Origin of the sequence: Enterobacter sp. CM29, assembly GCF_013179605.1 — a bacterium.
In the GTDB taxonomy this organism is placed as follows: Bacteria; Pseudomonadota; Gammaproteobacteria; order Enterobacterales; family Enterobacteriaceae; genus Enterobacter; species Enterobacter intestinihominis.
On sequence record NZ_JABMCU010000045.1, the window covers coordinates 1 to 24,926 of the forward strand.

The following is a 24,926-nucleotide window of genomic DNA, read 5'->3' on the forward strand; positions in this document are numbered from 1 at the left end:
ATTTGCCTGGCGGCTTTAGCGCGGTGGTCCCACCTGACCCCATGCCGAACTCAGAAGTGAAACGCCGTAGCGCCGATGGTAGTGTGGGGTCTCCCCATGTGAGAGTAGGGAACTGCCAGGCATCAAACAAGTGAAGAGGCCATCCGCAAGGATGGCCTTTTTGCGTTTATACGTCGAAAAACGGTAGGCCGGGTAAGGCGAAGCCGTCACCCGGCAGATTTCAGACTGCACACCACGCCAAAATAAACTCTGCAATCCCCTCCACATTATTCAAATCCAGAACCGGTACTTCCAGCGTCAACGCAGCGTCACTGGCCACAGCAATCACATGTTCATCCAGCGTTAACTCACTTACATCATGCCCGGCACCGTTTCTGAACAGCAGGATCTTCGCAACAGCCTCGTGCTTAAACCCCTCAACCAGCACCAGATCCAGCGTGGAATGATCCATCCGGCTGACAAGATAAGCGAGATCCAGCGGTGCTTCATCCGGAGTTTCTGTCATTAACGCCCAGCGCTGGTTACTCGCCACCATCGTTTGTGCAGCGCCAGCCTTACGCAGCTCATAGCTATCTTTCCCCGGCTTATCGACATCCATGTTATGGTGCGTGTGCTTAATCAATCCGGGACGAATACCTTTAGCGCAAAGTGCAGGTATCAGCTTTTTTAGCAGCGTAGTCTTCCCGGTGCCGCTCCAGGCAGAGATCGCTAATACGGGTATCATTTCTTCTCCTGCATCATCTGCAAATCTTCCGTCGTGTTTACATTCACAAACGCCGATTTCATGTCGCTGAAATCAACGGAATGCCCTCCCGACTGGCGCATAAATACCATGACGCGTCGCTCTCCTGCGGCCAGGTAATCTTCCAGCGCAGATATTAACGAGCGATTAATCAATGCGATCGTCGGATGGTCGCGTTCGCCGTCGTGTACCCAGACGACGGGAGCACCCTCGCACCGCTGCACCAGACGTTTAACCAGACAGGACGGGATGAAGGGCGTATCACATGAACAAAAGAGAAACCACTCTCCGTGCGACTGCTGCATAACGGAAAGCATTCCCGCCAGCGGGCCGGGGTAGTCCACAAGCTTATCCTGATAAACCGGATACCCACTGCGCTGATAAATATCAACATGTCGGTTAGCGCTGATCGCCATCGACGACACCTGATTTGCCAGCGTATCAGCAACATGCTGCCATAAGGGGGTGTTGTTCAGGAGCTGAAGACCTTTATCTTTTCCGCCCATTCGCGTTGCCCTGCCTCCGGCAAGAACGACCCCGATGATTTCCTGGCATTGATTCACGAATATCGCCTCTTTTATTGTGGGATTGACCCTGCTAACGTGTCTCTCTAAATGAAAGGAGCACTACCATGAAATGTAAACGTCTTAATGAAGTCATCGAGCTTCTCCAGCCGGCCTGGCAAAAAGAGCCAGAGCTGAATCTGATGCAATTTTTACAGAAACTGGCGAAAGAGTCAGGTTTTGATGGCGAACTGGCAGACCTTTCTGACGACATCCTGATCTACCACCTCAAAATGCGTGACTCGGCTAAAGATGCTGTTATTCCTGGTATTCAGAAAGATTATGAAGAGGATTTTAAAACCGCATTACTGCGCGCCCGAGGCGTAATTAAAGAGTAAAAGCTTGTAAGCGGAGCCACCGAAATCGCCACAAGATGATATCCTGAATCATTCGTATAATTTCCGGATGATCGGATGAACGACCAGGCTTTTACTTTCCAGACACTACACCCGGATACCATTATGGATGCGCTGTTCGAGCAGGGTATTCGGGTGGATTCCGGGTTAACCCCTTTAAACAGCTACGAAAACCGTGTCTACCAATTTCAGGACGAAGAGCGGCAGCGCTTTGTCGTAAAGTTTTACCGGCCACAGCGCTGGTCCGCAGAACAAATTCAGGAAGAGCATCAGTTTGCCCACGATCTGCTGGATGACGATGTTCCCGTTGCGGCACCGCTCAAATTTAATAACCAAACGCTGCTGACCCATCAGGGTTTTTACTACGCGGTATTTCCGAGCCTGGGCGGAAGACAGTTTGAGGCAGATAATATCGATCAGATGGAATGGGTTGCCCGTTATCTGGGGCGCATTCATCAGACGGGACGTAAAAAATCGTTTGTTGCCCGACCGACGATTGGTGTTCAGGAATATCTTATTGAGCCGCGAGAGGTATTCGAAACATCGGCGCTGATCCCAAAGGCGCTTAAGGATAATTTCCTCACGGCGACCGATAAGCTTATTGATGCTGTAAAAGCCTGCTGGCGGGATGATATTACCGCTCTACGCCTGCACGGTGACTGCCACGCCGGGAATATTCTCTGGCGCGACGGCCCGCTATTTGTCGATCTTGATGACGCTCGTATGGGACCTGCGGTGCAGGATCTGTGGATGCTGCTCAACGGTGATAAAGCCGAGCAGCGCATGCAGCTTGAGACCATAATTGAAGCTTATGAAGAATTTAGCCCCTTTAATTCAGACGAAATTGCCCTGATAGAGCCTTTACGTGCGATGCGATTTGTTTATTATCTCGCGTGGTTAATCAGGCGTTGGGAAGACCCGGCTTTTCCCCGAAATTTCCCCTGGCTTACCGGGGAGGATTACTGGCGCAACCAGATATCCACATTTACCGAGCAGGTTAAGGTTCTACAGGAACCCCCTCTGCAATTAACGCCGATGTATTAATTGGACACACCCAGGAGAGAGTTAATCATGAAAAAAATTTGGCTGGCGCTGGCTGGTATGATTCTGGCATTTAGCGCAACTGCTGCGCAGTTTACCGACGGCAAGCAGTACATTACGCTGGACAAGCCTGTAGCTGGCGAGCCTCAGGTGCTGGAGTTCTTCTCCTTCTACTGCCCGCACTGCTACGAGTTTGAGCAGGTACTTCATGTTTCTGACAACGTGAAGAAAAAGCTGCCGGAAGGCACCAAAATGACGAAATACCACGTTGAGTTCCTTGGCCCATTGGGTAAAGATCTGACTCAGGCATGGGCGGTTGCGATTGCGCTGGGTGTGGAAGATAAGATCACCGCGCCTATGTTTGAAGCCGTACAGAAAACCCAGACCGTACAAACTACGGCAGATATCCGTAAAGTGTTTGTTGATGCCGGTGTGAAAGGTGAAGACTACGACGCTGCCTGGAACAGTTTTGTGGTGAAATCTCTCGTGGCACAGCAGGAAAAAGCTGCCGCTGACTTCCAGTTGCAGGGCGTGCCGGCGATGTATGTTAACGGTAAATACCAGGTAAATATGCGTGGTATGGACACCACCAGTATGGATATCTTCGTACAACAGTACGCTGATACCGTGAAACACCTGGTTGAGATGAAGTAACAAACATAAAGAAAACGCCGGTCATTGACCGGCGTTTTTGTATGAAGATTTTAACTCCGCTATCTGTTCGTCTTTCTCTTTCCAGAGTGTATTGAGCCAAAGCTGGAAACGACGTTTGAAGTTTTTATCGTTAACGTAATCACCGTGCAGTTCCGTATCGATGGGCAACAGATCAACGCGGACTACGATACGCGTCAGCTTGCCGCTGAGCATATCGTAGAACGGCGTCCTGTCGTTTTCCGGATAGCAGAGCGTTACGTTCAACAATTTATCAAACTGCTCACCCAGCACGTTGAGGGCCATTGCGATACCCGCTGCCTTTGGCGGCAACAGGTGCTGATACGGAGAGCGAGTCTGCTGGCGCTTCTCTTCGGTAAAGCGCGAACCTTCGACGAAATTAACTATGGTGGTGGGATGCGCGCGAAACTTCTCGCAAGAACGGCGCGTAGTTTCCACGTCCATACCGCGGCGTTCCGGATGACGAATCAGATAGCTGCGTGAATAGCGTTTCATAAACGGCATATCCAGCGCCCAGCAGGCCAGACCAATGAAAGGCACCCATGCCAGTTGCTGTTTCAGAAAGTATTTGTTCATCGGAATATGTTTGCGAAACAGCACGCACAATACAACGATGTCGGCCCAGCTGTGATGATTGCAGATCAGCAGATACCAGTTCTTTTTATTCAGCTTCTCAAGGCCCTGAACGTCCCACTTTAACCAGGGGTTCAGATACAACAGGATCGCCAGCCCTTCACACCAGCAGTACATCATAAAATTACAAAAAGCAGACACTGCACGCCATACCGGAGGGACGGGCAGCAGGAGCTTAATTATTCCGGCAACGATGATTGGCACAGAACAGGCGATGGTAACCAGAATAGTTAAAATGACGCTTAGCAATAAGGTTATCGCAGCGAGTATTTTCGACATAATGAATTTTTTCAGATAGTTAGCTGTAATTAAGCAGCCGGCTATCCGGTGCTGGGCGCCGATCTTATCAGATATTGGCCCAGACCAGGGCGCTTTCACACGAAGAGGCTGCGGCTTTTCCTGCCATGCAGCGAAATTTTCTATATAGACAGGGTGCTTACGTCTTATATCCACATAGACTAAATAACCATCAGTGGGATGGGATCTTAAGTGATCTGATTTCAAGTGATTGATTTTATTTGATAAATAATTTTTCAGTGTCAGTTTTATTGAACTGTTATTCACCTGTATTAAAAATATGCACAAACTTATCCACAGTTTGTTTTTGCGAGCGATCTTCACGATCGCAAAATCTTTTTCTGTATAAAGCGCTAAAACCTGATGTTTTCATCCTTCTGTGGCATCCTTTACCCATAAATTAATTAAAGGCACGGACATTATGGTTCAGATCCCAGAAAACCCACTTATACTCGTCGATGGCTCTTCTTACCTTTATCGGGCGTATCATGCGTTTCCTCCTCTGACCAACAGCGCAGGGGAACCTACCGGCGCAATGTACGGCGTGCTGAATATGCTACGCAGCCTGATTCTGCAATACCACCCAACCCATGCGGCCGTGGTGTTTGATGCGAAGGGGAAAACCTTCCGCGATGAATTATTTGAGCATTACAAATCTCACCGTCCTCCCATGCCTGACGATCTGCGTGCGCAGATTGAACCGCTGCACGCTATGGTCAAAGCGATGGGGCTGCCTTTGCTGGCTGTCTCGGGCGTTGAGGCTGACGACGTTATTGGCACCCTGGCGCGCGAAGCTGAAAAGGCTGGCCGCCCGGTGCTTATCAGTACCGGTGATAAAGACATGGCGCAGCTGGTAACACCTGGGATCACGCTGATTAATACCATGACCAACACCATTCTTGGCCCGGAAGAAGTGGTTGCCAAATATGGCGTGCCGCCAGAACTCATTATTGATTTCCTCGCCCTGATGGGGGATTCCTCGGATAACATCCCTGGCGTGCCGGGCGTGGGCGAAAAAACAGCTCAGGCGCTGCTGCAAGGGTTAGGTGGGTTGGATACGCTGTACGCTGAGTCCGACAAAATTGCCGGACTTACCTTCCGTGGTGCAAAAACCATGGCCGGAAAGCTCGCCGATAACAAAGAGGTGGCTTACCTCTCTTATCAGTTAGCCACCATCAAAACCGACGTCGAGCTGGAGCTTACCTGCGACCAGCTTGAAGTGCAGGAACCCGCCGCAGAAGAACTGCTTGGCCTGTTCAGAAAATACGAATTTAAACGCTGGACCACGGATGTCGAAGCCGGGAAATGGCTTCAGGCGAAAGGGGCAAAAGCTGCGGCGAAGCCGAAAGAAACTATCGTTGTCGATGCCGAAGAGCAGGCAGAAGAAGCAGCGGCAGCACTCTCATTCGATAACTATGAAACCATCCTTGAAGAGTCGCAGCTCGTCGCCTGGATTGAAAAGCTGAAAAAAGCACCGGTATTTGCGTTCGATACCGAAACGGACAGTCTCGATAACATATCTGCCAATATGGTAGGTCTGTCATTCGCGACGGAGCCGGGTATGGCAGCCTATGTTCCGGTAGCGCATGACTATCTGGATGCGCCGGAGCAGATCTCGCGCGAGCGCGCCTTAGAACTGCTGAAGCCGATTCTGGAAGACGAGAAAGCGCTGAAGGTCGGGCAAAACTTGAAGTACGACCGCGGTATTCTGCAAAACTACGGCATTGAACTGCGTGGTATCGCTTTTGACACCATGCTGGAATCTTACATTCTGGACAGCGTGGCGGGCCGCCATGATATGGATTCCTTATCCGATCGTTGGCTGAAACACAAAACCATCACCTTTGAAGAAATTGCCGGTAAGGGCAAAAATCAGCTGACCTTTAACCAGATCGCGCTGGAAGAAGCAGGCCGCTACGCCGCGGAAGACGCTGACGTCACGCTACAGCTGCATCTCAAAATGTGGCCGAAATTGCAGAAGCACGAAGGGCCGCTGAATGTTTTCCAGAACATTGAGATGCCGCTGGTGCCTGTGCTGTCCCGCATTGAGCGTAACGGCGTGAAAATCGACCCAACGGTGCTGCATAATCACTCTGGCGAGCTGGCGCAGCGCCTGACCGAGCTTGAACAGAAAGCGCATGAACTTGCTGGAGAGGCATTTAACCTGTCGTCACCGAAACAGCTGCAAACCATCCTGTTTGAAAAGCAGGGTATCAAACCGCTGAAGAAAACGCCGGGCGGCGCGCCTTCAACCTCTGAAGAGGTGCTGGAAGAGCTGGCGCTGGACTATCCGCTGCCAAAAGTTATCCTGCAGTACCGTGGTCTGGCGAAGCTGAAATCGACCTATACCGACAAACTGCCGTTGATGATCAACCCGAAAACGGGTCGCGTGCACACCTCCTATCACCAGGCTGTAGCGGCGACCGGGCGACTTTCGTCAACCGATCCTAACCTGCAAAACATTCCGGTGCGTAATGAAGAGGGCCGCCGTATACGCCAGGCTTTCATTGCGCCAGAGGATTATCTGATTGTCTCCGCAGACTACTCGCAAATCGAACTGCGTATTATGGCGCACCTGTCGCGTGACAAAGGCCTGCTGACGGCATTTGCCGAAGGGAAGGATATCCACCGGGCGACAGCAGCCGAAGTGTTTGGCCTGCCGCTGGACAGCGTGACAAACGAACAGCGTCGTAGCGCTAAAGCGATTAACTTTGGCCTTATTTACGGCATGAGCGCATTTGGCCTTTCACGCCAGCTCAACATTCCGCGTAAAGAGTCGCAGAAGTATATGGATCTCTACTTTGAGCGCTATCCGGGCGTGCTGGAATATATGGAGCGTACCCGCGCGCAGGCGAAAGAGAAAGGCTACGTTGAAACGCTGGATGGCCGTCGTCTTTACCTTCCGGACATCAAATCCAGCAACGCCGCGCGCCGTGCTGGCGCTGAACGTGCTGCTATCAATGCCCCGATGCAGGGCACTGCGGCAGACATCATCAAACGCGCGATGATCGCCGTTGATGCCTGGCTGGAAAAAGAGAAACCGCGCGTGAAAATGATCATGCAGGTACACGATGAACTGGTATTTGAAGTCCATAAAGACGACCTGGAAAAGGTCTCTCAGAAGATCCATGAACTGATGGAAAACAGTATGAAGCTGGACGTTCCGTTGCTGGTGGAAGTGGGTAGCGGCGAAAACTGGGATCAGGCTCACTAAGCGTTATCGGAATAACGCGCGTTTTATGTAAGTAAGCAACATAAGTACGCGCGTTTTGTGACGATCATTAGAATTCCCTATGTAAAGAATGAAAAAAAACTACAAAAAGTGCTTTTTCAAGAGACAAAAAAAGAGTAGAGTTAACGACGTAGGGTACAGAGGTAAGATGTTCTATCTTTCAGACCTTTTACTTCACGTAATCGGATTTGGCTGAATATTTTAGCCGCCCCAGTCAGTAATGACTGGGGCGTTTTTTATTGCGGGAAGGAAAGTTTCGGGCGAAAAAAACGCGGTCATCGCCGCGCCTGTTGTTACTCTGCTTCCGCTTCTGTCGCCGGTTCCAGATCGTTAAACCAGCTGTCTAGCTTCTGTCGCAGTTTGTCCACACCCTGCTTTTTCAGCGAGGAGAACGGTTCAACCTGTACATCACCGTTGAATGCCAGCACCGCTTCACGCACCTTGTTCACCTGCGCCTTGCGCGCGCCGCTCGCCAGCTTATCCGCTTTTGTCAGCAGCACCAGCACCGCAATATCGCTTGCCACCGCCCAGTCAATCATCTGCTGGTCGAGATCTTTTAGCGGGTGTCGAATATCCATCAGCACCACCAGACCTTTCAGACACATGCGTTTTTCCAGGTATTCACCCAGCGCACGCTGCCATTTGATCTTCATCTCTTCCGGTACCTGCGCGTAACCGTAGCCCGGTAAATCGACCAGGCGTTTGCCTTCAGCCACTTCAAACAGGTTAATCAGCTGAGTACGGCCAGGTGTTTTTGAGGTACGCGCCAGGTTTTTCTGATTGGTCAGCGTATTCAGGGCGCTGGATTTTCCCGCATTGGAGCGGCCAGCAAATGCCACTTCAATCCCTGTGTCTGAGGGCAGGTGGCGAATATCGGGCGCACTGGTGACAAAATGCGTCTGTTGGTAGTTCCAGGTAGTCACGTGGTCGTCTCCAAAAATCGTAATCTGCGGGGGATTATACCTGAATGCGGGCAAAAGGCTTTTCCCTTCGTCATTGACGTGTAAGTGAAAGCCCTACGGAATGTAAGAGATCTGCCCTTAAGCTTATGAGAAATTTAAGAGAAATCGCAGGCGCTAAAAAACTCAAAATATTAAAATTCAAAGAGTTATTAATGAGTAATTATCTGAAAATCCGGTTTAGTACCTTTTCGTTGCTTGTTAGTTTAAGAGAACAAGGTAAAGTGTGCGTCAAGGCGAGGATGCCAGCAGGAAAACGATTTAAGGATAAGGGTCAGGAGCGCCAGGAGGCGAAGACTCAGGATTGTCAGGACGACCGGCGCCTGGAGGCGTTTTTAACAGGAAACGGAACCGTATCACGGACGGTAGTAGCCAAGGGATAAACAGGGTTTGTTGAAGGCAAACAGGGAATGTCTGACCCGTTAAGGGTTGTGAGTCAGGAAAAAAGGCGACAGATTGCTCTGTCGCCTTTTTTCTTTGCTTGCTTTCTGCTAGATTTCGCCGCAATTCTATACTGAAGAAAACGACTTAAAGATAAAACATCATGAAAAAACCGACCTCCGCTGCGGGCGCGAAACGCCCTGCAAAAGCACGCCGCAAAACGCGCGAAGAACTGAATCAGGAAGCGCGCGATCGCAAACGCGATAAAAAGCATCGTGGCCATACTGCGGGTAGCCGTGCTAATGGTGGCGGTGCCGCAGGCGCTTCTGCAAAAGGCAAACAGCAGAAAGATCCTCGTATCGGCAGTAAAACTCCCATTCCACTGGGCGTGACAGACACGCCGGTCACTAAGCAGCACAAACCAAAGAGCGAGAAACCTATGCTTTCACCGCAGGCTGAGCTGGATATGCTGGAGAACGATGAGCGCCTGGATGCGCTGCTGGAACGTCTTGAAGAGGGTGAAACCCTGACCGCTGAAGAGCAGTCCTGGGTAGATGCCAAACTGGATCGCATTGATGAACTGATGCAGAAGCTGGGTCTGTCCTACGATGATGAAGAAGACGAAGAGGAAGACGAAAAGCAGGAAGATATGATGCGTCTGCTGAAAGGTGGAAACTAACATTTGCACCCGGCAGGTACACTCGTCCTGCTTATAACCCTTCCGGTTATATGTTATCTGGTGTGGTTATTCGTTAAACTACGGCGGTTGTCGCGGCGACAGAAGTGGCTGCGCACCCGAATGATGGCCCGCAACGGGACCAGAACGGGCCGCCGTATACGAACGCGACACCAACGGAAGGAGTGAGCATGTCTGTACCATCTATCGACTGGGATTTGGCCCTGATCCAGAAATATAACTATTCCGGGCCGCGTTATACCTCATACCCCACCGCGCTGGAGTTCTCGGACGCTTTCGGCGAGGCGGATTTTCAGCATGCTGTGGCGCGCTATCCCGAGCGCCCGCTGTCGCTCTACGTCCATATTCCGTTCTGCCACAAGCTCTGCTACTTCTGCGGCTGCAATAAAATCGTTACCCGCCAGCAGCACAAAGCCGATCAATACCTCGATGCGCTTGAACAGGAAATTCTGCACCGCGCACCGCTGTTTAAAGGCCGTCACGTCAGCCAGCTTCACTGGGGCGGCGGTACGCCAACTTATCTGAACAAAGCGCAGATCAGCCGCCTGATGGCGCTTCTGCGCGGCAATTTCAGTTTTAACCACGACGCTGAAATTTCGATCGAGGTCGATCCGCGTGAAATCGAGCTGGATGTGCTGGATCATTTACGCGCCGAAGGCTTCAACCGCCTGAGTATGGGCGTACAAGACTTCAACAAAGAAGTGCAGCGCCTGGTCAACCGGGAGCAGGACGAAGCGTTTATCTTTGCCTTACTCAACCATGCGCGTGAGATCGGCTTTACCTCAACGAATATAGACCTGATTTACGGCCTGCCGAAGCAGACGCCGGAGAGCTTCGCCTACACGCTTAAACGCGTGGCTGAGCTCAACCCGGACCGTCTGAGCGTCTTTAACTATGCGCACCTGCCGACGCTGTTCGCCGCGCAGCGCAAAATCAAAGATGCGGATCTGCCTTCCGCCCAGCAGAAGCTGGACATTTTGCAGGAGACCATCGCCTCGCTGACCGAAACCGGCTATCAGTTTATCGGGATGGATCACTTTGCCCGCCCTGACGACGAACTGGCGATTGCCCAGCGCGAAGGTGTTCTCCACCGTAACTTCCAGGGATACACCACCCAGGGAGATACCGATCTGCTCGGAATGGGTGTCTCCGCTATCAGCATGATTGGCGACTGCTACGCCCAGAACCAAAAAGAGCTGAAGCTGTATTACCAGCAGGTTGATGAAACGGGCAACGCGCTGTGGCGCGGCATTGCGTTAACGCGCGACGACTGCATCCGTCGTGATGTGATTAAGGCGCTTATCTGCAACTTCCGTCTCGAATTCCGCGAGGTGGAGTCGCAATGGGATCTGCAATTCAGCGATTACTTTGCCGAAGACCTGAAGCTTCTTGCGCCGCTGGCGAAGGACGGGCTGGTGGATGTGTCGGAGAGCGCGGTGGTCGTCACGCCGAAGGGGCGTCTGTTGATTCGTAATATCTGCATGTGCTTCGATGCCTATCTGCGCCAGAAAGCGCGTTTACAGCAGTTCTCGCGCGTGATTTAAGTTGCAATGCCGGATGGCGCTTCGCTTACCCGGCCTACAACTCGCAACTATGTAGGCCGGGTAAGGCGAAGCCGCCACCCGGCTTTTCATCGACAGCTCGTTAGCTAAACAGCCCAACCAGTGCCGCACACAATACCGCCGCAACGGCAGTTTGTGGCGTGTGGCTTTCTGCTGCACCGCTCGAAAGTAAGGTCACTAATGATTCCAGCATGATGCTCCCCCCAGTTTCCGGGCACGATCATACAAAACTCATCGGAACAGTAAAGCGCAAAATAACGGCACTTTGCGCTCAATTAGTAACCTTTACACAGCGGAGTAAGATCACTCCATTCCCAGCTCTTTCAGCTTGCGCGTCAGGGTGTTTCGACCCCATCCCAACAGGCGAGCCGCTTCCTGTTTGTGGCCCTGGGTATGACGAAGCGCGGTGGTCAACAGCGTGCGCTCCATTTCAGGCTGTGCTTCAGAAAGCAAGTTTTGATGACCGGAACGCAGCGCGCGATCTGCCCACTGCGCCAGCAGCGTTGCCCAGCTGTCCGGCAGCGTATGTCCTGCGGTGCTCTCGGGCACGGTGGCTTCAAACAGTTCTGCCGGTAAATCCTGAATCAGCACTTCCTGGCCGGCGGCCATCACCGTCAGCCAGCGACAGGTGTTTTCCAGCTGACGCACGTTGCCCGGCCACGCCAGACGGGTGAGGGCGGCATCCGTTTCCGGATGAAGCTGCTTGGCTTCCACGCCCAGCTCGCGGGCCGCCACCTGCAGGAAATGGCGCGCCAGACGCGGGATATCTTCCCGACGCTCGCGCAGCGGCGGCAGGTGGACGCGGATCACGTTCAGACGATGGAATAAATCCTCACGGAATTTCCCCTCCTGTACGCGCAGCTCCAGGTTCTGGTGCGTCGCGGCGATAATGCGTACGTCCACCTTCACCGGCGCATACCCGCCCACGCGGTAAAACTGTCCATCTGCCAGCACGCGCAACAGTCGGGTCTGTACATCCAGCGGCATATCGCCGATTTCATCCAGGAAAAGCGTGCCGCCGTCAGCCTGTTCAAAGCGTCCCTGACGAATGGTATTGGCTCCGGTAAACGCCCCTTTTTCGTGGCCGAACAGCTCAGATTCAATTAAATCCTTAGGGATCGCTGCCATGTTCAGGGCGATAAAGGGGGCTTTCGCCCGCGGGCTGTGGCGATGCAGGGCGTGTGCGACCAATTCTTTACCGGTCCCTGATTCACCGTTAATCAAGACGCTGATAGACGAACGCGACAGACGCCCGATGATGCGAAACACGTCCTGCATGGCCGGCGCTTCACCGATGATGTCCGTCGTCGGTCCAAAGTCGGGGGCATTGCGGGGCTGCTGTTGCTCCTGATAGTGGCTGATAGCGCGCTCAACCAGCGCAACGGCTTCGTCGATATCAAACGGTTTTGGCAGGTAATCAAACGCGCCCTGCTGGTACGCGCTGACGGCAGCATCCAGGTCGGAGTGGGCGGTCATTATGATGACCGGAAGCATAGGGTGGCGCTGTTTGATCTGCTTTAAGAGCGCCAGTCCGTCCATTCCCGGCATGCGAATATCCGAGAGCAGAACGTCCGGCGTTTTGGTGGTGAGTGCGTCGAGCACCTCGCTGCCACTCTCAAACGTCGTGCAGCTTAATCCCGCTCCTGTGAGCGCGCGTTCAAGCACCCAACGGATGGAGCTATCGTCATCGACTACCCAGACTATCCCTCGTTGCATAAACGTCACCTTTATTTTTTAATCGGCAGGAAAACCGAAAACTCGGTATGTCCCGGCCAACTGGTAAATTCAATTTTGCCGGAGTGTTGGTCAATCAAATTTCGGGCTATGGATAACCCCAGCCCGGTGCCGCCTTCGCGACCGCTGACCATCGGGTAGAACAGGGTGTCCTGGAGATGCGGCGGGATCCCCGGTCCGTTATCTTCCACATCAATACGTGCTGCCAGACGATAACGTACGCCGTGCAGCGTCAACTGGAACGCGGTGCGGGTACGCAGAATAATTTCGCCACCCTCCGGGCCCAGCGCCTGCAACGCGTTACGCACAATGTTCAACAGCACCTGTTCAATCTGGTCCGGATCGTGCGCCAGCTCCGGCAGGCTTGGGTCATAGTCACGCACCAGCGTGACGTTATCCGGCAGCTCCATCGAGACGAGTTTCACCACCCGCTCCGCGACCTTGTGAATGCTTTCTGAAACGTGCATCCCTGGCTGCTGCGGCCCGAGCAGGCGATCGACCAGATTACGCAGACGGTCCGCCTGCTCAATAATGACGTTGGTATACTCCGCCAGGGCAGGGTCAGGCAGCGCTTTGGTCAGAAGCTGTGCCGCACCGCGTAAGCCGCCCAGCGGGTTTTTGATCTCATGGGCCAGCCCGCGAACCAGGTCGCGCGCCGCAATCTGCTGCGCATGCTGAAGCTGCTCCTGGCTGAGACGACGCTGGTTATCCATCGGCGCCATTTCCAGCAGAATCATGCCATCTGGCAGACGCTGTGCGGTGAGGGACAAAATATGCGAGCGTCCGTCAATCACCAGCGTCACTTCGTTATCGGTGAAGCCCTGACCCGCCTGCAAACTCTCCTGCATCAGGCCAATATTCAGCGAGAAATAGCTCAGCAGTTCCGGCAGCGGCGTGCCAAATAGTTTACGGGCGCTTTGGGCGAGCAGCTGCTGCGCCGCCGGGTTGGCGTAATGCACCGCCAGCTCGTCGTCGACCAGCAAAATACTGTTAATTAAAGAATTGAGGATCTGCCCAGCATCGGGCAGCGTGCCAGTTGCCATTCAGCAGTCTCCTGGAGTCGTTGCACTATTATAGTGCAGTATAGCGTTTTAGAGGTAAAAAGCGCGTGAGATCAGGTTGTTGGTGGAGAAAAAAGCCCATCCGAAGATGGGCTAAAGTTTCCACGGCAACGACTCCCGACGCGTATGCGCCGGGTAAAACAAATCAATTAAACGCTGTAGTACAGTTCGAACTCAACCGGGTGCGGCGTCATGCGAACGCGGTCGTTTTCTTCGGTACGCAGCGCGATGTAAGCGTCGATAGCTTCATCGGTGAACACGCCGCCAGCGGTCAGGAACTCGCGGTCTGCGTCCAGCGCCTGGAGGGCTTCTTCCAGAGAGCCGGCAACCTGTGGGATCTCTTTCGCTTCTTCTGGCGGCAGGTCGTACAGGTTTTTGTCCATGGCTTCGCCCGGGTGGATCTTGTTCTTGATACCGTCCAGACCGGCCATCAGCAGTGCTGCGAAGCACAGGTATGGGTTAGCCGCCGGGTCCGGGAAGCGCACTTCGATACGACGCGCTTTCGGAGACGCAACCACCGGGATACGGATAGAAGCAGAACGGTTACGGGCAGAGTACGCCAGCATTACTGGTGCTTCGTAGCCAGGGACCAGACGCTTGTAGGAGTTAGTGGTTGGGTTCGCCAGGGCGTTGATCGCTTTAGCGTGTTTGATAACACCACCGATGTAGTGCAGCGCCTGCTCGGACAGACCCGCGTACTTGTCGCCAGAGAACAGGTTAGTGCCGTTCTTGGACAGGGACATGTGGCAGTGCATGCCGGAACCGTTGTCGCCAAACATGGGTTTTGGCATGAAGGTCGCGGTTTTACCGAAACGGTGCGCAACGTTGTGCACAACGTATTTGTAGATCTGAATCTCGTCCGCTTTTTTGGTCATGGTGTTGAAGCGGGTGGCGATTTCGTTCTGGCCAGCCGTTGCCACTTCATGGTGGTGCGCTTCAACAACCAGGCCCATCTCTTCCATGATCAGACACATGGTAGAACGGATGTCCTGTGAAGAATCGACCGGAGGAACCGGGAAGTAACCGCCTTTCACGCCCGGACGGTGACCTTTGTTACCACCTTCGTACTTGGTGGAAGAGTTCCATGCGCCTTCGATGTCATCGATAGCGACGTGGGAACCAGAAATGGAAGCACCAAAACGGATGTCATCGAACAGGAAGAACTCTGGCTCTGGCCCGAACAGAACGGTGTCTGCGATACCGGTAGAACGCAGGTACTCTTCAGCGCGTTTTGCGATAGAGCGTGGGTCACGGTCATAGCCTTGCAGCGTGCCAGGTTCCAGGATATCGCAGCGGATGATCAGCGTAGGTTCTTCGTAGAACGGGTCAATGAGCGCAGTGGTTGCATCTGGCATCAGAACCATGTCGGATTCGTTAATGCCTTTCCAGCCGCCAATGGAGGAGCCGTCAAACATTTTGCCTTCTTCAAAGAATTCGGCGTTCACCTGATGAGCAGGGATCGTGACGTGCTGTTCTTTACCTTTGGTATCGGTGAAGCGCAGATCAACAAACTTCACTTCATGTTCGTTCAGCATCGTCAAAACGTGTTCAGCGGACATACTTAACTCTCCAGATTGGTCATTGTCGTCGTGGTAACGAGGTCTTCAAATCGGCTGGGCTGCCATATTTTTACTGTATTTCTGTAAAGCGAAATCTGTGCCAACTTTTAAAACACCCCAAAAAGGCGTTATCATGCGCACCATAGTGCAGAAGGGCTGCACCACATTGGATTCGTTGCACCATTATAGTGCTTCAGTGTGAACATTGAGCACCATATTGGTGCAATTTACGTTAAAGTGCCCTTTTACCGCTCCGTGAAAGCGATCACAAAGCATCTCTGCAATACTTGTTTGCGGGGGATGTTTGTGATCCTGTTTTGTAGTGCGATTAATCCGTGTACAATAACGCGCTATTTCTAAATGCCTGAGGCAAAGTTGTGATCGAAAAATTGCGTAATATCGCCATCATCGCGCACGTCGACCATGGTAAAACTACCCTGGTTGACAAGCTGCTACAGCAGTCCGGTACGTTTGATGCTCGTGCCGAAACTCAAGAGCGTGTGATGGACTCCAACGATTTGGAGAAAGAGCGTGGGATTACCATCCTCGCCAAAAACACCGCTATCAAATGGAATGACTACCGTATCAACATCGTTGATACCCCAGGGCACGCCGACTTCGGTGGTGAAGTTGAGCGCGTGATGTCCATGGTGGATTCCGTGCTGCTGGTGGTTGACGCATTTGATGGCCCTATGCCGCAAACGCGCTTCGTGACCAAAAAAGCATTTGCCCACGGCCTGAAACCTATCGTTGTGATCAACAAGGTTGACCGTCCTGGCGCGCGTCCTGACTGGGTTGTTGACCAGGTCTTCGACCTGTTCGTTAACCTCGACGCGACCGACGAACAGCTGGACTTCCCTATCGTTTATGCGTCTGCGCTGAACGGTATCGCCGGTCTGGATCACGAAGACATGGCGGAAGACATGACTCCGCTGTACCAGACGATTGTTGACCGCGTTCCTGCGCCAAACGTTGACCTGGAAGGCACCCTGCAAATGCAGATCTCCCAGCTCGACTACAACAACTATGTTGGCGTAATCGGCATTGGTCGTATCAAGCGCGGTAAAGTGAAGCCTAACCAGCAGGTCACTATCATCGATAGCGAAGGCAAAACCCGTAACGGTAAAGTCGGTAAAGTTCTGACTCACCTGGGTCTTGAGCGTATCGAGAGCGACATCGCTGAAGCGGGCGACATCATCGCTATTACCGGTCTGGGTGAACTGAACATCTCCGACACCATCTGCGATCCGCAGAACGTCGAAGCGCTGCCAGCCCTGTCCGTTGATGAACCAACCGTATCCATGTTCTTCAACGTCAACACCTCTCCGTTCTGTGGTAAAGAAGGTAAGTTCGTTACCTCTCGTCAGATCCTTGACCGCCTGAACAAAGAGCTGGTGCATAACGTTGCGCTGCGCGTTGAAGAAACCGAAGACGCTGATGCATTCCGCGTTTCCGGTCGTGGTGAGCTGCACCTGTCTGTTCTGATTGAGAACATGCGTCGTGAAGGTTTCGAGATGGCGGTATCCCGTCCGAAAGTTATCTTCCGCGAAATCGATGGCCGTAAACAAGAGCCATTCGAAAACGTAACGCTGGACGTTGAAGAGCAGCACCAGGGTTCTGTCATGCAGGCACTGGGTGAGCGTAAAGGCGACCTGAAAAACATGAATCCAGATGGCAAAGGCCGCGTACGTCTCGACTACGTGATCCCAAGCCGTGGCCTGATCGGCTTCCGTTCTGAGTTCATGACCATGACCTCCGGTACCGGCCTGCTGTACTCCACCTTCAGCCACTATGACGACATCCGTCCGGGCGAAGTGGGCCAGCGTAACAACGGCGTACTGATCTCCAACGGTCAGGGTAAAGCGGTTGCGTTTGCGCTGTTCGGTCTGCAGGATCGCGGTAAGCTGTTCCTGGGTCACGGTGCTGAAGTTTACGAAGGCCAGATCATCGGTATTCACAGCCGTTCTAACGACCTGACGGTAAACTGCCTGACCGGTAAGAAACTGACCAACATGCGTGCGTCCGGTACTGACGAAGCAACGGTTCTGGTTCCACCGATCAAGATGACGCTGGAGCAGGCTCTGGAATTCATCGATGATGACGAACTGGTAGAAGTGACGCCTCAGTCAATTCGTATCCGTAAACGTCACCTGACCGAGAACGATCGTAAACGTGCTATGCGCGGTGCGAAAGAAGAGTAATTCGGTTATGCCGTAGGCCGGGTAAAGCGCAAGCGCCACCTGGCAACGAAAAGCCGCTGAGCGATCAGCGGCTTTTTTATTAGAACGAATAACGTAACCCTAAACGGATCCGGTACTGCTCGCGGTTGTAATCATTCCATCGGTCCAGCCACTGTAGCTCAAGATACGGCAGCCAGTTTCTGTCGATTTTATAGCTGAACTTGTTGGTAATTTCCCAGTGATGATCTTTGCCATTTTTGCTGTGGTAATCATTCACCCGCTGGAAAAAGTGCGGCTCAAAGGTGTAGAAAAACGCATCCGTCATTTTGAAATTCCAGTAGTTGGCGAATTCGTGCGTGTCGTTTTTATCCATCTGCCCGTTATAGTCCGGCGTATCGTAATTGTTATGGTTATAGCGATAGCGGAACGTCAGATTGAACCAGTCCGTAAATTTATAGTTAGTATCTAAATAGAGTGCTCCACCCGATCCTGCGCTGCTGTCATTGATTAAGCCGCCGGGCTGGAAGGTGAGTTTGTCGGTCGGTTTGAAGAGCGGATACCAACCCTCGATTTCGTTATAGCTGTGCTTCAGTTCGTCCCATTTCCCCACGTTATAAGCGTTGGTGAACATCAGCCCCGCGCCCATATCGAAGTTATAGCCCGCACGCAGGATCACCTCGTGCAGCTCAGAGGCCGTATTGTACGCTTCGCGCGTTTCGACATAGGCCCCGGCAAAAACCGGGCAGGACACAGACGACACGATCAGTACGGTGATGATTCTATTCATAATTTGTCCATGTATCAGGTACAGAAAGGCCTCCCTCCTGATTAACAGGAAGGACATATTGGCCGGATTTATAGTTATAAAGTGACTGCTGACGCTTTATTGTTGGTGGTTATCTCAGGGGTATTTGCTGTCTGTTTTTTCCGTTTTCCAATCTCCTCGATAATAAAGGCGAAGCGCGCTTCGTTGAGTTTATAAAACAGCCCCATGGTCACGGCAGCAACGATCGCCAGGCCGCACGGCCAGAGGAAAATCAGCTGACGCAAACCCAGCAGCGTGCCCGCGCTCTGCACGGCATGGGGAACGTAGCCAATCTGGGTCAGCATGATGCCGGGCAGAAAACCGGCGAGCGCAGCGGAGATTTTGCGCGAGAAGGTATAGCCGGTATACACCGACCCTTCGGCGCGAATCCCGGTTTTCCACTCGCCGTAATCAACCGTATCCGGCACCAGCGCCCAGTTCAGGCTGTTCACAAACGCCGTGCCGAAGAAGGCCATGCAGGAAAAGAGCACAAACAGCAGGGAGCTGGTCCCCCAGAAGAAATTCAGCACGTCGCCCACCGCCCACAGCGCCAGCCCGCCCAGATAGACCGGTTTCTTGCCAAAGCGCTTTACCGCACCGGGCACCAGAAACACGCCAATCAGAATGCAGCCCATGCTGAAAAAGCCCATCCACGACAGGAGATGCAGATCGTTCAGCACATACTGGGTGTAATAGACCTGAATCGCCAGCTTGATGTTAAACGCGGCGAGGGTACAGAGGTTGGCGATGCACAGCACCAGCAGCGGCGGATTGCGGAAAATCGCGCAGAATGATTTCAGAATGCCGGGCTTATGGTGATCGGGCGTAAGCTCGACGTAGCGCTCTTTCACCCCGCTGTAGCACCACCACATGCAGAACAGCCCCCCGGTGACGAACACCAGCGCGGCCACCAGATAGCCGAGTGAGGGCTGGCTGACGAACAGCGCCTGAATCGGCATAAAGCCGACGGTGCAGAGCAACAGTCCTACCGTTGCGCCGCCCTGACGCCACGCCGCAAGCTGCGCGCGCTCGTTCGGGTTTTTGGTGATGGCCGGAACCATTGCACCGTAGGCGCAGTTCATCAGGCTGTAGCAGAGGCCAAACATCATGAAGAGCACGGTGGCGAGGGCCGTTTTCACCGTCAGGCTAAAGTCGTTGGCCATAAACTGCGCCGTGGCCACCAGCGCCACCGGGACGGAGGCGTAGAGAATGAATGGCCGGAATTTCCCCCGCGCGCCGATATTACGCCGGGAGTCCAGCAGCACCCCGGTCAGCATGTCGGTAAACGCGGTAAAGAACTTGGCGACCAGAAAAATGATGCCGCCGTAGAACGCGGGCATGCCCAGCTCGTCCGTGTAAAACTTCAGCAGATACAGCGTGCCAATACACAGCATCAGGTTCGAGCCAAAATCGCCCATCCCGTAGGCGCACTTCTCTCGCAGGCTCAATTTGAGGGTTAACGGATCAGTATTGTGTGTCATGGTCGATCCTCAAAGCGCCCCGCAGGGCGCTCAATCACGTCATTTATGCCGTACGTTTGCGCAGCTCAATTTCTTCCACGATGCGCACATACATCTTCTCGTTGAGGTTGTAGAAGCAGCCCATCGCCACGATGGTGATGACCGCCAGCAGGCTCGGGTAGATAAATATCAGCTGCCGCAGCCCTTCAACCGTGCCGGCGGATTGCACCACGTTGGGCACATAGCCAATCTGCGTAAGCATGATCCCCGGGAAGAAGCCCGCCAGCGCCTGCGATACCTTGCGGAAGAAGGTAAAGCCGGTATAGACCGTCCCCTCGGAGCGTACGCCGGTGCGCCACTCGCCGTACTCCACGGTATCGGAGACCAGCGCCCAGTTCAGGCTGTTCACGAACGCGGAACCGAAAAACGCCAGGCAGGAGAACGCCACAAAGCTCACCGAGCCGCCGCCGAAGAAGTAGTTAAGCAGATCGCCTGCCACCCAAATTGCCAGCCCGCTGATATAGACCTTTTTCTTACCAAAGCGCCGCACCGCGCCAGGCATCATAAAGACGCCGATAAAAATACAGCCCATGCTGAAGAAGCCCATGTACGACAGCAGGATCGGGTCGTTCAGCACGTACTGCGTGTAGTAGACCTGAATGGCGAGTTTGACGTTAAAGGCACCCAGCGTGCACAGGTTAGCGATGCACAGGATAAACAGCGGACGGTTCCCGGCGATGGCGCGAAACGACTGCAACAGCCCCGGTTTCTGCGCCGGGTTAGCAGGTTGCGTCTCAACGTAACGCTCGGTTACGCCTTTATAGCACCACCACATAAAGAACAACCCGAACAGCGAGAAGAGGGTGGCGGCAAAGATGTAGCCAAGCTGGTCATTGCCCTCAATGAGGTTCATCACCGGTACAAAGCCCACGGTACAGAGCAGCAGGCCGAGCGTGGCGCCGCCCTGACGCCAGGCCGCCAGCGAGGCTCGCTCGTCCGGGTTTTTGGTAATGGCGGGCACCATCGCGCCGTAAGAGCAGTTCATCATGCTGAAGAACAAGCCGTACAGCATGAACAGCACCGTTGCCATCACCGTTTTGCCGGTCATCTCAAACGGTGTGCCGACGAAGTTGGCAATCGCCAGCAGCGTCACAGGGAAGGCTGCATACAGCACGAACGGGCGGAATTTCCCTTTCGGGCCAATCTTGCGCCGGGAGTCGAGCATGATCCCGGTGCCCATATCGGTGAAGGCGGTAAAAAACTTCGCAATCAGGAAGATAATCCCCCCGTAGGTACCCGGCAGTCCCAGCACGTCGGTGTAGAACTTCAGCAGATACAGCGTGCCGATATCCAGCAGGATGTTAGAGCCGAGATCGCCCATCCCGTAGGCGAGTTTTTCTTTAAACGGCAGGCGCAGGGTTGCCGGGTCAGAAGTATGTTGACTCATTATTGTTCTCCGTCTGCCCGCAGGTTTCCCCGCGGGCGAGCCTTATCAGATATGACGTAAGGTGCTAAACAGATCTGCCCATTCGCTTTGCTGGCGATAGAAGACCGGCGGTTTGCCGAGCGGGGCATCAACGTTCACGTCACCGCCCTGGCAGGTTTCCCCCGTCCAAGCATTGACCCAGCTGTCCTGCGGCAGATAGAGCGACCAGTCGCGGCGTCCCTCTTCATGAACCGGGGCCACCAGCAGATCGCGGCCAAACAGGTACTGGTATTTCAGCGTGTAGGCGCGCGCGTCGTCCTCGTAGTGCAGGAACAGCGGACGCATCACCGGCAGGCCGCTTTTCGCGTTCTGCGCAACCGCAGCTTTGATGTACGGCTTCAGAGTGGTGAACACGGTGGTCATGCGCGCGAAGTGCGCGATGGTTTCGGCGTCGCCGTCGAACTGCCAGTTGTCGCCAGGGCGATTGCCCTCGTGGGTACGCATCATCGGCGTAAAGGCGCTGAAGTCGCACCAGCGCAGCAGCAGCTCTTTGCTGCGCTTCATCTCGAACAGCGTCGTATAGCCGCCAATGTCGCTGTGGTGCAGCCCGTGCCCGGTCATCGCCAGAGACAGCGCCGCCGGTACGACGGACGCCAGACCATCGTCCAGGCTCCAGTCGACGTTCTGATCCCCCGCCCACATCATCACCGAGTGCTTCTGGCTGCCGGTGTAGCCCGCGCGCATGAAGAACAGGATCTCCCCGAGCTTGCCGGTCTCCTCCAGTGCTTCGTAGTTACATTTCGCCCACAGGGCAGGCCAGGCGTTATGCATGATCTCCGCGCTAACGCCGCTGTGCAGGAAGGTATCGGTCGGCAGATATTCCCCGAAATCGGCCATCCAGCCGCCGCAGCCCAGTTCGATCAGGTTCTTTTTGATGACCTCTTTGTACCAGCCGTAGGCTGCCGGGTTGGTCAGGTCGATAACTCCCGCGTAGAATTCGCCGAACTCAACGTGGTAATCCTCGCCGTTGGCGTTTTTGGTCAGATAGCCGCGTTTCGCCGCCTCTTCGCAGAGATCTTTATCGCTGGCGACGTACGGGTTGATATAGGAGAGGAACTGCACGCCCTCCTGTTTCCACTGCGCAATCCGCTCATCAAGCTGCGGATAGAGCGCGCTGTTCCACTTCCAGTTCCACATCACGCGTTTGCCGAAGGAGGTCATGCGGATGCCGGACCAGTCCTGCGCCCAGATGCCGTTGACCTTCACGCCGCCCTCGCGCATGGCGTCGAGCTTCTGCTGACACACCTCGGTGCCACCCTGAATACCCAGCGTCACGCCGTCGTAAACCCAGTCCGGCAGTTCAGGCTGACGCCCCAGCAGGCCGGTCAGTTTTTCCAGCAGATCGACGTAGGTTTCTGCGCATTCGAAGCGCAGCGTGGCGTTATCTTCCCAGAACGCCAGCTCGTGGAAGTCCGGCGCGCTGAAGTCGAAGTTCATATAACAGCTGTTATCCACGTGGCAGTAGTACTTCTGGGTGCTCACGAAGGTAGGCTGCGGGAAGAAGGTCCAGTAGTAATCGCCGCCCGCGTTCTCTTTGCAGTCGGCCTGCCAGGTGACATAGGTCTGCTTATTGCGGCCCACGCCCTGCTCGCTGGTCCACAGCGGAAACGGCTTGCCGCGCAGATCGAAATACGAGAACTGCTCGCCGCAGCCGTAAATATGATCGTCAGGCTGAGCTGCCAGCCGCAGCCAGATGCGGTTATGGCTGGCGGCGTCATTTTTCAGCTTCAGCTCCAGACGGCCTTCAGCATCCACGCCGACCAGCAGCGTCGCGCTCACCGCGTCGCCGCGGGTAAAGCGGATTGCCCAGCCCGTGCTTTGCTGCGTAACGGTCGCGTTCGTCAGGGCAATCTTTTCGTTGAGCTTGTCTTTGATGCTGAAGTTGCCGCGAAACATCTCGATATCCGCCTCACCTGCGCCGATCCACAGGCAAGGGGCATCCGCAGAGTGGGATAAAATCAGACGGTCCTGCCAGCGCAGGGTAAAACCACTTTCGTTATTTTTCAGGTCAATATTGTGTAGGGTACGCATAAAAACTCCGTCTTTATTATTTGGCCAGGCTATCCAGTAATCCGGCGGCTACGGCAGGCGCTAAGCCCGGCGCCAGCGGCAGGCGGGGGATCACCAGGCAGTGCAGCAGATGGTAAATATCCTGCTTGCCGTCCCAGACTTTGGTGGTCACTTCGTTATTGGTGTCCAGCTCCTGCCACCATGAACCGTTTTCGTAATCCATCAGGTACTTGATGCAGTAATCCCACCACTTCTGATACCAGGCTTCGTACTGCGCCTCACCGGTGACGGTGTAGAGCGCGTAAGCCGTACCCATCGCTTCGACGATTGGCCAGCGCACGCGTTCGCGGACGATTGGCTTGCCGTCCCAGCCCACGGAATAGACAAATCCATCGGCCCCGTCGGGTGCCCAGGCGTCCCGGATGGTGGCGTGGAACAGGCCTTTCGCATCTTCCAGCAGCCATTCCGGCGGGGTTTCAAAGCGCGCTTCCAGGGCGGCGCGCAGGTGCAGCATCAGGCGACCCCACTCAATCCAGTGCCCCGGCGTGCCGCCGTAGGCGCGGAAGCGGTGGGCGGGATTATCAATGTTGTAATCGCGGATCGGGTTCCAGTTGGTGTCGAAATGCTCGTTAACGCGGTACTCCCCTTTGCGCGCCACGTCGTGAATAATCACCGAGGCGATGCGCAGGGCGCGGTCGAGCCATTTACGGTCGTGGGTCACGTCATAAACGATCAGGAAGGCTTCCACGGCGTGCATGTTGGCGTTACCGCCGCGGTAATCTTCCGTTTTGCTGAAGGCTTCATCCCAGGACTCCAGGCACATCTGCTCCTGTTCGCTCCAGAAGTAGCGCTCAATCACCTCGATGGCGTCGTCCAGCAACTTGCGTGCCTGCGGATGGCCGGTGGTGACGGCGCTCGCCGCGCCCAGCAGGACGAAGAAATGCTGATAGCCCTGCTTGGAGGCATCAATTACGCCTTCATCGTTTACGCAGGCGTACCAGCCGCCGTGCTGTTTGTCGCGCAGCGGACCGTTCAGGGCATTAATGCCGTGCTCAACCAGGGCGTACGCACCAGGACGTCCCATGTTCGCCGCCACCGCGTACACGTGCAGCATGCGGGCGGTGATCCACAGATGGGTGCCCATATCGCTACGCACCTGCCCGTTATTGCCCAGCCAGCCAAAGCCGGTCGGTACGGCGGCGTTTTTACCGAAATCAAGAATGCGGTCGGTCTCTTGTTCGAGCCAGCGGTTATGGCTCAGGGTATTAAACCATTTCATGTTCGGATCCTTTCTTAACGGCGAGCCATCATTTCGTCGACGATCTCACCCAGACGCTGAAGTTTTGGTACGGAAATATCACGCAGCATCAGCTCGGTGTCCGGCAGGCCAATCACAGAGGACCAGACGGCGCGACCGGCTAAAAAGCCCGATGCCCCCGCCTGCATCGCCACGCTCACCGCGCGCGGGAATAACTTATCGTCCACGCCGGAGGAGA

General features: G+C 54.2%; 21 protein-coding genes, 1 rRNA gene and 1 pseudogene. 9 read left to right on the forward strand and 14 right to left on the reverse strand.

Annotation, left to right across the window (positions count from 1 at the left end; genetic code table 11):
• Positions 1–5: 5 nt before the first annotated feature.
• A 5S ribosomal RNA gene (rrf, locus tag HP459_RS08110) occupies positions 6–121 on the forward strand.
• A gap of 99 nt (positions 122–220) precedes the next feature.
• Here the strand turns inward: rrf and mobB are convergent.
• The gene (mobB, locus tag HP459_RS08115) at positions 221–724 is read right to left on the reverse strand and encodes a molybdopterin-guanine dinucleotide biosynthesis protein MobB (RefSeq protein WP_022649861.1); all 504 of its coding nucleotides are present in this window, start codon (positions 722–724) and stop codon (positions 221–223) included.
• A complete protein-coding gene (mobA, locus tag HP459_RS08120) occupies positions 721–1,305 on the reverse strand; it encodes a molybdenum cofactor guanylyltransferase MobA (RefSeq protein ID WP_023298936.1) in 585 nt (194 codons plus the stop codon). The genes mobB and mobA overlap by 4 nt, the downstream gene beginning before the upstream one ends.
• A 68-nt stretch (positions 1,306–1,373) precedes the next feature.
• Here mobA and HP459_RS08125 point away from each other — a divergent pair, with 68 nt between their 5' ends.
• The 3 genes from HP459_RS08125 to dsbA all read left to right on the forward strand — a co-directional run bounded on the left by HP459_RS08125 (position 1,374) and on the right by dsbA (position 3,356).
• Positions 1,374–1,643, forward strand: a complete 270-nt coding sequence (locus tag HP459_RS08125; RefSeq protein ID WP_003861904.1) for a YihD family protein — start codon at positions 1,374–1,376, stop codon at positions 1,641–1,643.
• 75 nt (positions 1,644–1,718) lie between these two features.
• On the forward strand, positions 1,719–2,705 hold the full coding sequence (locus tag HP459_RS08130; RefSeq protein ID WP_022649859.1) for a serine/threonine protein kinase: 987 nt from the start codon (positions 1,719–1,721) through the stop codon (positions 2,703–2,705).
• 27 nt (positions 2,706–2,732) lie between these two features.
• Entirely contained in the window at positions 2,733–3,356 is a 624-nt protein-coding gene (dsbA, locus tag HP459_RS08135) for a thiol:disulfide interchange protein DsbA (protein WP_022649858.1), read from the forward strand.
• Between the two features lie 21 nt (positions 3,357–3,377).
• Here dsbA and HP459_RS08140 read toward each other — a convergent pair whose 3' ends face one another.
• A complete protein-coding gene (locus HP459_RS08140) occupies positions 3,378–4,286 on the reverse strand; it encodes an acyltransferase (RefSeq protein WP_022649857.1) in 909 nt (302 codons plus the stop codon).
• 439 nt (positions 4,287–4,725) lie between these two features.
• Here HP459_RS08140 and polA point away from each other — a divergent pair, with 439 nt between their 5' ends.
• Positions 4,726–7,518 (forward strand): DNA polymerase I, encoded by a 2,793-nt coding sequence (polA, locus tag HP459_RS08145; protein WP_032626913.1) that lies wholly within the window; start codon positions 4,726–4,728, stop codon positions 7,516–7,518.
• Between the two features lie 311 nt (positions 7,519–7,829).
• Here polA and yihA read toward each other — a convergent pair whose 3' ends face one another.
• Positions 7,830–8,459: a ribosome biogenesis GTP-binding protein YihA/YsxC gene (gene yihA, locus HP459_RS08150; protein WP_003861913.1), complete on the reverse strand. Its 630-nt coding sequence runs from the start codon at positions 8,457–8,459 to the stop codon at positions 7,830–7,832.
• A gap of 191 nt (positions 8,460–8,650) precedes the next feature.
• Here yihA and HP459_RS23500 point away from each other — a divergent pair, with 191 nt between their 5' ends.
• The 3 genes from HP459_RS23500 (at position 8,651) to hemN (ending at position 11,117) form a co-directional block, all read left to right on the forward strand.
• Complete coding sequence (locus HP459_RS23500; protein WP_253939628.1) at positions 8,651–8,878, forward strand: hypothetical protein; 228 nt, start codon at positions 8,651–8,653, stop codon at positions 8,876–8,878.
• Positions 8,879–9,039: 161 nt separating this feature from the next.
• Positions 9,040–9,555: a Der GTPase-activating protein YihI gene (yihI, locus tag HP459_RS08160; protein ID WP_022649854.1), complete on the forward strand. Its 516-nt coding sequence runs from the start codon at positions 9,040–9,042 to the stop codon at positions 9,553–9,555.
• 188 nt (positions 9,556–9,743) lie between these two features.
• Positions 9,744–11,117: an oxygen-independent coproporphyrinogen III oxidase gene (hemN, locus tag HP459_RS08165; protein WP_032626916.1), complete on the forward strand. Its 1,374-nt coding sequence runs from the start codon at positions 9,744–9,746 to the stop codon at positions 11,115–11,117.
• A 100-nt stretch (positions 11,118–11,217) separates the two neighbouring features.
• On the opposite strand, the gene HP459_RS08170 is transcribed toward hemN, so the two are convergent.
• The 4 genes from HP459_RS08170 to glnA form a co-directional block, all read right to left on the reverse strand.
• Positions 11,218–11,328: a YshB family small membrane protein gene (locus HP459_RS08170; protein ID WP_017382667.1), complete on the reverse strand. Its 111-nt coding sequence runs from the start codon at positions 11,326–11,328 to the stop codon at positions 11,218–11,220.
• A gap of 110 nt (positions 11,329–11,438) precedes the next feature.
• The gene (glnG, locus tag HP459_RS08175) at positions 11,439–12,851 is read right to left on the reverse strand and encodes a nitrogen regulation protein NR(I) (protein ID WP_022649852.1); all 1,413 of its coding nucleotides are present in this window, start codon (positions 12,849–12,851) and stop codon (positions 11,439–11,441) included.
• Positions 12,852–12,862: 11 nt separating this feature from the next.
• A complete protein-coding gene (glnL, locus tag HP459_RS08180) occupies positions 12,863–13,912 on the reverse strand; it encodes a nitrogen regulation protein NR(II) (protein WP_003861923.1) in 1,050 nt (349 codons plus the stop codon).
• Between the two features lie 167 nt (positions 13,913–14,079).
• Entirely contained in the window at positions 14,080–15,489 is a 1,410-nt protein-coding gene (gene glnA / locus HP459_RS08185; protein ID WP_003861925.1) for a glutamate--ammonia ligase, read from the reverse strand.
• A gap of 377 nt (positions 15,490–15,866) precedes the next feature.
• On the opposite strand from glnA, the gene typA reads away from it, so the two are divergent.
• Entirely contained in the window at positions 15,867–17,690 is a 1,824-nt protein-coding gene (typA, locus tag HP459_RS08190; protein WP_022649851.1) for a ribosome-dependent GTPase TypA, read from the forward strand.
• Positions 17,691–17,769: 79 nt separating this feature from the next.
• Here typA and ompL read toward each other — a convergent pair whose 3' ends face one another.
• The 6 genes and pseudogenes from ompL to HP459_RS08220 all read right to left on the reverse strand — a co-directional run.
• A complete protein-coding gene (gene ompL / locus HP459_RS08195; RefSeq protein ID WP_048966005.1) occupies positions 17,770–18,456 on the reverse strand; it encodes a porin OmpL in 687 nt (228 codons plus the stop codon).
• 74 nt (positions 18,457–18,530) lie between these two features.
• Entirely contained in the window at positions 18,531–19,955 is a 1,425-nt protein-coding gene (locus tag HP459_RS08200) for an MFS transporter (RefSeq protein WP_022649849.1), read from the reverse strand.
• A 43-nt stretch (positions 19,956–19,998) separates the two neighbouring features.
• A complete protein-coding gene (locus HP459_RS08205; protein ID WP_022649848.1) occupies positions 19,999–21,381 on the reverse strand; it encodes an MFS transporter in 1,383 nt (460 codons plus the stop codon).
• A gap of 45 nt (positions 21,382–21,426) precedes the next feature.
• The gene (locus HP459_RS08210) at positions 21,427–23,451 is read right to left on the reverse strand and encodes an alpha-glucosidase (RefSeq protein ID WP_171936094.1); all 2,025 of its coding nucleotides are present in this window, start codon (positions 23,449–23,451) and stop codon (positions 21,427–21,429) included.
• Positions 23,452–23,467: 16 nt separating this feature from the next.
• Positions 23,468–24,709 carry a sulfoquinovose isomerase gene (yihS, locus tag HP459_RS08215; RefSeq protein ID WP_022649846.1) on the reverse strand — a complete coding sequence of 414 codons (1,242 nt, stop codon included), beginning with the start codon at positions 24,707–24,709 and terminating at the stop codon, positions 23,468–23,470.
• A 14-nt stretch (positions 24,710–24,723) separates the two neighbouring features.
• Positions 24,724–24,926: pseudogene (locus tag HP459_RS08220) on the reverse strand (aldolase); the annotation flags it as partial.